Raw genomic sequence first — 8,892 nt, 5'->3', positions numbered from 1 at the left:
ATATTACAGTTTGGTCCACTATGGGCATTTTATTTATTATTTTTTTAATTAGTTCAAGTTCATTATACAATCAAGCAGATTTATAAATTAAATAATTTAACTGAAAATAAATTTATAATCATATAAGCAAAATTAATTATACAACCATTATTTAATTATCTCGAATAGTTTATTGCAGTTTGAATTTATACTTTTTAGTCCATTTAATGTTATTAAATTAAAATTTTTAATGTTTTTTGACTTCTCAATTAAGTCTGTAAAGAACTGTTCATTTTCATTTAGTAGATTAAATATTTCTTTTCTATCCATACAATCAAATCTGCTAAAATAACCATCTCTATTTTTCATTCTTTCAAAAACAATTTCATTTGATATATCTATATAAATTAATATATCAGGTATAATCAACTCAAAATTTTTTAAGGCATTATCATAAAAAATATTGTTTTTATTATTATAAATAGAAACTGACCATAAAGACTGAAGAAATCCCTGATCCAAAATCAAAAAATCATAATCAGCATCCATCGATTTATTTAATAAGGTTTCAATTAAATAGATTTCTTTTAATAAATATATAGTTTGTTTTTTTTGAGACATTGGGTTTTTAAAATTTTCAATAATAAATTTTATTATATAAAAGAAAAAACTATAATATTTAAAAGCTAGAAATGCAAAGAACAAAAAGTTATCTAAAATATCAATAGAAACAAATTTATTTGATCTTTTTTTATTATAATTTATTTTATTACACTTATAACCATGCTTTTCAAGCATTTCAATTAATTTATTAGCCGTAGTAGTTTTACCGCTTCCTGGCTTTCCAATGAATTCAACTATTATAGGATCCATCAGTTCCCCCCTAAAATGTTTCTAATGAATTGTCAAAATTTATAGTTCATAAATAACATTATTTTTAATATTTAATCTTAAAAAATAATCTTTGATATAACTTGCGGAAAATAATATTATTAGTATTTTAGGAAAACCATTACTAGACAAACTTAAAAGCATAATAATGCAAGATAATATTGAATACTTGAAATCAATTGATACATTTTTAAATGGAAAGTGGCTTGAAATTAAAAATAAATTTAAAATTAAAATTAAGTAAATAAATAAACCAATGAGGCCCAATTCCACTAAAATTTCAAAATAAGTATTATGAGCTACTTTGCCGTCCAAGTCTTCATTATAATGCCCAATTGTATCTCTGTATTGTCCAAAACCAACACCTAACAATAAATTGTTATCAAGCCAAATTTCCATAGAGGTTTTATTCAATTCAAATCTATCTCTAATACTTGCTATAGACCTGTATTCTGTTTCACCATGTATTAATTCTTCAAGGCCTCCAACAACTCTTCTATTAATTGAGGGATTAAATAAAGCAAATACTATTATAAAAATTAAAAAAGATATAATTATTATTGTTTTTGTTTTTCTTTCAAACAACAATAAAGTTATAATAAAACCAAAAGTAATATATGCTGATATTGAACCAGTTAAAATTAAACCAAATAGAATTAATGTTGCAATAACTAATTTTTTAACTTTAAGTTTTTCACTTTTTAAAAGAATATTTTTTAAATAAAGTATTATTACAGGCAACAATCTCATAGCAGCATAATTAGGGTCATTATCACTTAATAAACCTATAGACCTTTCTCTTGTAAAAATAAAACTAATAATCAAAATAATTGAAGCGGTTACACTACTATATATTATAGTATTTATAATTATTTTAAGTTTATATTTAGAGTCAACTATATCAATAAACATTATAACAAATAATAACATAAAAATTAACGATATTAGGCTATTAAGATCTCTTAAATTAAAATTCTGATGAAATATTATATTAGAAAAAACATAAAATATAAACAACATAAATAAAACAAAAAACCTTTTCTGATATATATGATTAATTTTCATTTTATATTTTTTTTTAAGTATAACTTGACCAGTTTTGTTGAATAACCAAAATATGCCAAGAAAAAATCCGGTTATTTTTGATATAGTATGACCATCATAATTAATACCATCAAACCAACTAAAAAAAACAGTAATAACTAACAAGTAAAAAAGCATTTTATTATAAAAAATATTATATTTCATATATATCAATTGCTCCATTCTTTATTAAAATAAAAATAATTTATAGATTCTCTAACAAATGTTTTGAAATCTAAATAAGGCTCATTGAATCCAATTATCTCTTTAATTATTTTAGTTGCTATTAAATTCTCATTAATGATAAAAAAACTCGTTGTTTTATGTTTTTAACTTTAGAAACTCAATAGCCAAATCTTTTAATTAACTTGATTTTGTTGTTTAAACTTTTGAATAACCCATTGGTTATTATGGTTTCAAAATAATTGATAATACTTTTTTCCCATAGTTTTATTGTTCCTTTAGTTCTATACAAAAGATTTGATTTTGATTGATTAACCCCGTCATACTAATAATTTAAAGTCTCAATAGGCTCTTTAACATTAACTGTTTGTAATAAGTCTCTAAATTCTTCTTTAAGCTCCCAGGCTTTTTCTGAAGCCGGAGATAGTTTAAAGATTTCTATTAGTTTTTGATGGCCTTTATCATCAAGTTCATCACCAGCTATTAATAGTGTTAGTCTAGAGTTAAAGAGCTTAATTCTATTGGCAGAAGTCTGTCTTCTTTGCTCTTTGATTCTCAGTTTTTCTAAAGCATTATTGATATTTGTGACAAGATGAAACTTATCAACTACTATCTTAGCATCAGGAAAACTGCCCCCCCGATTTATCGGACACTGAGTTAAGGTATATAATAAACTCAGGAGGTATTCATAATGAAAAAAGAAGAACTTTTACTGAAGAAGGTAAAATATCGATTAGCTTGCCGTTCATTGGATCAGTTAGAGCTACTCCATACTTATGTTTTTTCTTGATTGCAATTTCATCAATGCTAATAGCTTCAATGTTATTTAAATTCTTAAATTGATCTTTTTCAATTAAACTATCTATTTGAACATTAACTGAATTTTTAATGCTGGTATAACTTAAACAATGTTCTTTAGCCACCCTTGAATAATCTCTGGTATCTGTCTGTTTTTAAAGATATAGTTTAAAACGCTCTGTTTTTCTGGAATAAGGAGAAATACTTTTTGTTTCTTTTGGTGTTGCTCTTTTGCTGCAATTACTGCACCTATAGCGTTTTTTTAACTAATTTAACGTAAGCTTTTTTGTCTCTAATTGGAATAGCCTGAATTATATGATTGTGTCTATTATGGACTTTGTCTGTTTTTTCTCCACACCCAGGGCATCTAACATGGTCATATATATAATCGGCATTAAACAAAATATTTGAGCTAGCCCCTCTAATCTTGGACAAGCTTTAGTATGATTTGTTTAACACAGATTCTAAGTAAATTTAACTATTTATGCAGCAAATTCAATTTCTGAAACTAAGTTATTCAGAATGTTTTTATGGTAAACTACTGGTTGTATTTTGCCAACAGATGAATGTGGTCTTCTGTTATTGTATTTATCAATAAATTCAGCTATAGAATTCCTGCAGTGAGTTATGCTGCGGTAATGTTTTTGATATACTTCAGCTCTTTTTAATGTACCGTGAAAGCTCTCAATATGAGCATTTTCTTCTGGTGTATTTACCATTGTTCTTTCATGAGATATATCAAGTTCTCTAATCCTGATCTGAAACTCTCGACTTCTAAATTGAACGCCATTATCAGTTCTCAAAACTAGATCATCAATATTTCGGTTTGCGACTGCTTCATCAAGTGCTTTGAGGGCTTTTTTTATTCGGCATCTTAAACCTTCATGATGACCTACAATTTCTCTGGTAAATACATCAATGATATCAAACATATATACCCACTGACCACTGTTATCTATGTACATTTGGACCATATCCATCTCCCAGAGCTGGTTAAGCCCAGTTAGTTCATGTTTCTGTCTTAATTGATATTCTTTAGGTTTTGGTACTATTTTATCCTGCATAAGGTCTAAGACCTTCATGATACGGTAAATTCGCTTATGATTAACTTTTAGATTTTCTGTATAGTTTAAGTAATCAGTTACCATTCTGTAGCCTAAATGAGGAGACTCATCACAGTAATCTTTAACTAGTTGAATAACTTTTTCTTCTGGTACCAGATTACCATCTTTATCATAGGCTAGATAGCCAAAATAAAGCTGATCTTCAGTATTGTTATTTTCGTCTTTATCATTGTTTTGACGGTAGTAATGGATGCTTCTAGCTATACTAAAGGTTCGGCATAGTTCTGCCACAGTATAATCTGATTTAAGCTGATCAATTATCTTGATTTTATCAGTAGTATTTAGTTCTGCTAGGGCTTTTTTTAAGGATTTCCATCTGGACTTTCTGCTGCCCAATAATTTTTCCATCTCTTTGATTTGTTCGCCTTTTTCCTTAAGCCTGGCTTCCTGTTCAGTAACAGAATCACCACTGAGCTTAATCATGCCACCATCTAAAAATTCTTTTTTCCAGAGATAGATAGAATTGCGGCTAACATCAAATTCATCAGCAAGATTAGATACTTTTTCACCTTTAATAGCACAAAGAACAATTTCTATTTTTTCATCAGGATCATATGATTTAGGCATTTGCTTTTACCCCCGATAATTATTATAAAATGTTAAATTGGTATCTGTCCAATATCCTTAGGGAGGGTTACAATATTCATCTAAAAATATTAATTCTGTTGCAAAAAGGTCTAGTAAATCCATTAAATATGTGATAAGATTATTATGCATTTACTTGACTCCTTTAATTTTTTGGTTGCAACTAATTAATTCAATGGAGCCAAGCAAATGTCTTTTTTATTTAGATATTTTTGCTTTACAGCTTTTTCTACAAAGCATTAATTATACAACCTTTAATTTTTAATAATTTCAAACACAGTTAACTTCTTCATTATTTTTAATATTACTATTAAAAAATTCCAATGCACTTTTTTCAATATATTTTATATATTCAGTGGCTTTATTTAAGTCTTGCTCCAAATTATTATTAAAATCCATAATTTTACTATTAGACATATCTATTTTTAATGATTTATAATAAATTAATTTCCAAAAATAGTTTAGTGGATTTAAGTACTTCGGAAAATTATAAAATAAAGTGTTTTCTTTAAAATATTTAATTTTGTCTTTTATATAATCTTTATTTTTCTCATTATTATCTTTAGAAATACCATCATCAATTCTATAAAGTATATGTGGTCTAAGAGTTGCTTTAAAATTTAAATTTGGATAATTTGAAAATAAATAATCCCAAATTGGTCTATCTTCAATCCAAGTATATTTATATATAAATTTCTTTATATTTTCATCCATCATATCTAAATTATAAAAAGCACCTGGCCCACTAAAAGATTTTCCTGATTTCAAGAATAATTTAAAAAAATTAATTGACTTATATTTTAAAAGGAAATAATGTTTAATAAAAGAAGTAAAATCGTTAATTTCATTTAAATCTTTGAGTTTATCTTTGGAAAATTTTATTGTAGTACTAAAAACTACATCATTATTGTTAATTACATTAAAAATATTGTAAATAAAATATAAATCATCTGCAGCTAAATATTTAAATTTATCACCAGAGATTAAATTTAAACCTTCTAAAAAATTATTATTTATGCCTTTATTTTTATCACTTACTCTAATTTTAATTTCATCAAACAAATAATTATGTTTATCTAACCATTTCTCTGCAAATAACACTGTATTATCAGTAGAAGCATCATCACTTAAAATAAATTCAATTTTTTCATTATTAGGTTTATGATTAATTATTTGATATTTAATACTCTCAAGGTGTTCTATAATATAATCTTGTTGATTATAAGATATCGTTAAAAATGTAAACATATTAAACCTCGCTTTTAGAAAAGTAATATTTTATATTACTATTCACTTCTTTTATTTTATATCTTTTTAAACCAATAAACATTGGTAGACTCAAAATTCTTTCGGACAACTTCTCAGTTATTGACAATTCATTATAATCAACTCCAAGATCCTTATAAGCTTCCTGCTCATGAATCGGGACAGGATAATGTATCTGTGTCTGAACATCATTTTCCTCTAAATAATTCTGTAATTCATCCCTTTTTTCAGTCCTCACAATAAACAAATGCCAGACAGGTTCAGCCCACTCAGGAACAAAGGGGAGCACAATATCTTCATTATCAAGGCCATCTAAATACAAGCTAGCATTCTTCTGCCGTTCACTATTCCATTTATCCAAATACTTCAGCTTTATTCTTAATATAGCCGCCTGCATCTCATCTAATCTGGAATTAAATCCTTTATACTTATTATAATACTTCTTTTGAGATCCATAGTTTCTTAAAGTTCTTACCTTTTCAGCCAACTCTTTATCATCAGTAGTAATTGCTCCACCATCACCTAAAGCTCCTAAATTCTTAGTAGGATAAAAACTAAAACCAGCTGCAGCAGCAAGGGAACCTACTTTTTGATCTTTATACCTAGCACCATGTGCCTGGGCAGCGTCAGTTATTACTTTTAAATTATACTCTTTAGCAATTTCATTAATAGGATCCATATCTGCCGGCTGACCATATAGATGAACTGGCATTATAGCCTTTGTATTCTTTGTTATCTTTTCCTCTATTAATTCAGGATTAATGTTATAAGTTCTATCATCTGGCTCGACTAATACTGGTTTTGCTCCAGCATATGAAACAGCAAGAGCAGTCGCTATATATGTATTTGCAGGAATTATAACTTCATCACCTTCACCTATATCATAAGCTCTTAAAATTAAATGTAAAGCTTCAAGACCGTTTCCTACCCCAACACAATACATTGTATTACAATAATCTGCAAACTCTTCTTCAAACTGTTCCACTTCGTTTCCTAAAATATACCAACCACTATCAACTACCTTGTTTATAGCTTCTTTTATTTCATTTTCAATTAACTTATTTTCTACTAAAGGATCATTGAATTTTATCATTTGAATTTCTCCTATAATAAATACTTAGATTATTTTTAATTTACCTTCAGACTTTTTAAATTTTTTACCGCATTCACATTTAAAAATCTCATTATCTTTTAATAATTTTTTTCCACATTGACAATTATATCCGATCATATGAGCAGGGTTCCCAACAACCACTTCATAGGGGTTCACATTCTTAGTAACAACAGCTCCAGCTCCTACTGTCGCATATTTACCAACTTCTATTCCACCTAATATAGTAGAATTAGCTCCTAAAGAACTACCCTTACTAATTCTGGTTTTCTCAAATTCCTTTGGATATTGTTTGCTTCGAGGATGATTATCATTAACAAAAGTAACGTTTGGTCCGACAAATACATTGTCAAAAATTCTAATACCATCCCAGATATATACTCCATTTTTTATAGTAACATTATCTCCTATAATTACATCGTTTTCTATAAAAACATGCTCACACACATTACAATTTTTACCTAATTTAGCTTCACTCAATATATGGCTGAATCCCCAAACCCTAGTTTTAACTCCAATGTGTTTGCTATCAACAATTGCCTTATCATGTTTAAAATACCCATTATCAGATTTGTAATTATTTTTGCCAAATTCTATAAATTCATTATAATCTCTTAGGTAATCTTCTTCTGTATAAAAATCAGATGCTAAAACCAATAAAATCGTGTCATTACTATAATCATACATTTCACGCCAAATCATTGGACCAATATATAAGCCTTCTGAAGGATTATCTAAATTATAAATATTCTTATTTTTACCATCATCAACCTTAATTTTTATTGACCCTGCTAAACATATTAATACCTGTTCTAATTCTTTGTGTGCATGAAACCCTCTTGAAATATCAACTGGTGTAAAATAATTATAATATATTCTTTTAATATTAAAGGGAATATTTTTGTTTTGTTCTAAAGCAGTAAGAAATCCTCTGTTTTTATTTCCAATCTTTTTAAAGTTAATTAACCTCACATTTTCCATTTTTTCACCCACATCATATTAGACTTTTTAGATACTTGCCATAATCAGTTTTAATTAAATTATCTGCTAATTCAAGCATTTTGTCAGTGTCTATCCAACCATTTCGATAAGCAATTTCCTCTATACAAGCTATATAAAGCCCTTGCCTTTTCTGTATCGCTTCTACAAAGTTAGATGCTTCTAACAGACCATCATGAGTTCCTGTATCTAACCAAGCTAAGCCTCTACCCAAAAGTTCAACATTCAAATTATCATTCTCCATATATAACTTATTTAAATCTGTTATTTCGAGTTCTCCACGATCAGATGGTTCAAGATTCTTAGCCTTTTCTACAACTGAATTATCATAAAAATATAAACCTGGAACAACATAATTTGATTTTGGATCATTAGGTTTTTCCTCTAAAGAAATAACTCTTTTTTTATCATCAAATTCAACAACACCAAAAGATTCAGGATTATTAACATAATAACCAAAAATAGTAGCACCAGCTCCGCCCTCTAAATTAGCTGCTTTTTTTAATTTCGGTGTAAAACCCTGACCAAAAAAAACGTTATCTCCTAAAATTAAAGAAACATTGTCATCACCAATAAAATTTTCCCCAACTATAAAGGCTTCTGCCAGTCCATTAGGCTCATCCTGAACTTCATAAGATAATTTTAAACCAAGATCACTGCCATCCCCAAGTAATTCTTTAAACAACGGCAAATCTCTTGCAGTAGAAATAATAAGTATCTCTCTAATTCCAGCTAACATTAAAACTGACAGCGGATAATAAATCATGGGTTTATCATATACCGGTAAAATCTGTTTTGAAATTGATTTAGTAGCTGGATATAATCTTGTTCCTTTACCGCCAGCTAATATAATACCTTTCAAATTAAATCCCT

General features: G+C 27.6%; 9 protein-coding genes and 1 pseudogene. All 10 read right to left on the bottom strand.

From position 1 onward, the window contains the following. Nucleotides 1-147: 147 nt before the first annotated feature. Nucleotides 148-852 (bottom strand): AAA family ATPase, encoded by a 705-nt coding sequence (locus LJ207_RS10035; RefSeq protein ID WP_229346366.1) that lies wholly within the window; start codon nt 850-852, stop codon nt 148-150. Nucleotides 853-891: 39 nt separating this feature from the next. Further along, a complete protein-coding gene (locus tag LJ207_RS10030) occupies nt 892-2,118 on the bottom strand; it encodes an O-antigen ligase family protein (protein WP_229346365.1) in 1,227 nt (408 codons plus the stop codon). A 178-nt stretch (nt 2,119-2,296) separates the two neighbouring features. Then, nucleotides 2,297-2,782: pseudogene (locus tag LJ207_RS12530) on the bottom strand (ISL3 family transposase). Nucleotides 2,783-2,822: 40 nt separating this feature from the next. Further along, nucleotides 2,823-3,059 (bottom strand): hypothetical protein, encoded by a 237-nt coding sequence (locus tag LJ207_RS10025; protein ID WP_229346364.1) that lies wholly within the window; start codon nt 3,057-3,059, stop codon nt 2,823-2,825. A gap of 124 nt (nt 3,060-3,183) precedes the next feature. After that, entirely contained in the window at nt 3,184-3,336 is a 153-nt protein-coding gene (locus tag LJ207_RS12525; protein WP_369414180.1) for a transposase family protein, read from the bottom strand. Nucleotides 3,337-3,416: 80 nt separating this feature from the next. Continuing rightward, nucleotides 3,417-4,625 carry an IS3 family transposase gene (locus tag LJ207_RS10020; RefSeq protein WP_229346363.1) on the bottom strand — a complete coding sequence of 403 codons (1,209 nt, stop codon included), beginning with the start codon at nt 4,623-4,625 and terminating at the stop codon, nt 3,417-3,419. Nucleotides 4,626-4,913: 288 nt separating this feature from the next. Then, nucleotides 4,914-5,891, bottom strand: a complete 978-nt coding sequence (locus LJ207_RS10015) for a glycosyltransferase family A protein (RefSeq protein ID WP_229346362.1) — start codon at nt 5,889-5,891, stop codon at nt 4,914-4,916. 1 nt (nt 5,892) lies between these two features. Then, nucleotides 5,893-7,002 carry a DegT/DnrJ/EryC1/StrS family aminotransferase gene (locus LJ207_RS10010; RefSeq protein WP_229346361.1) on the bottom strand — a complete coding sequence of 370 codons (1,110 nt, stop codon included), beginning with the start codon at nt 7,000-7,002 and terminating at the stop codon, nt 5,893-5,895. A gap of 24 nt (nt 7,003-7,026) precedes the next feature. Continuing rightward, the gene (locus LJ207_RS10005) at nt 7,027-8,001 is read right to left on the bottom strand and encodes a WxcM-like domain-containing protein (RefSeq protein WP_229346360.1); all 975 of its coding nucleotides are present in this window, start codon (nt 7,999-8,001) and stop codon (nt 7,027-7,029) included. A gap of 13 nt (nt 8,002-8,014) precedes the next feature. Continuing rightward, a complete protein-coding gene (rfbA, locus tag LJ207_RS10000) occupies nt 8,015-8,881 on the bottom strand; it encodes a glucose-1-phosphate thymidylyltransferase RfbA (protein ID WP_229346359.1) in 867 nt (288 codons plus the stop codon). Nucleotides 8,882-8,892 lie beyond the last annotated feature (11 nt).

The organism is Halanaerobium polyolivorans, from assembly GCF_020711195.1.
GTDB classification, from domain to species: Bacteria; Bacillota; Halanaerobiia; order Halanaerobiales; family Halanaerobiaceae; genus Halanaerobium; species Halanaerobium polyolivorans.
This window is presented reverse-complemented; position numbering and strand designations above follow the sequence as displayed.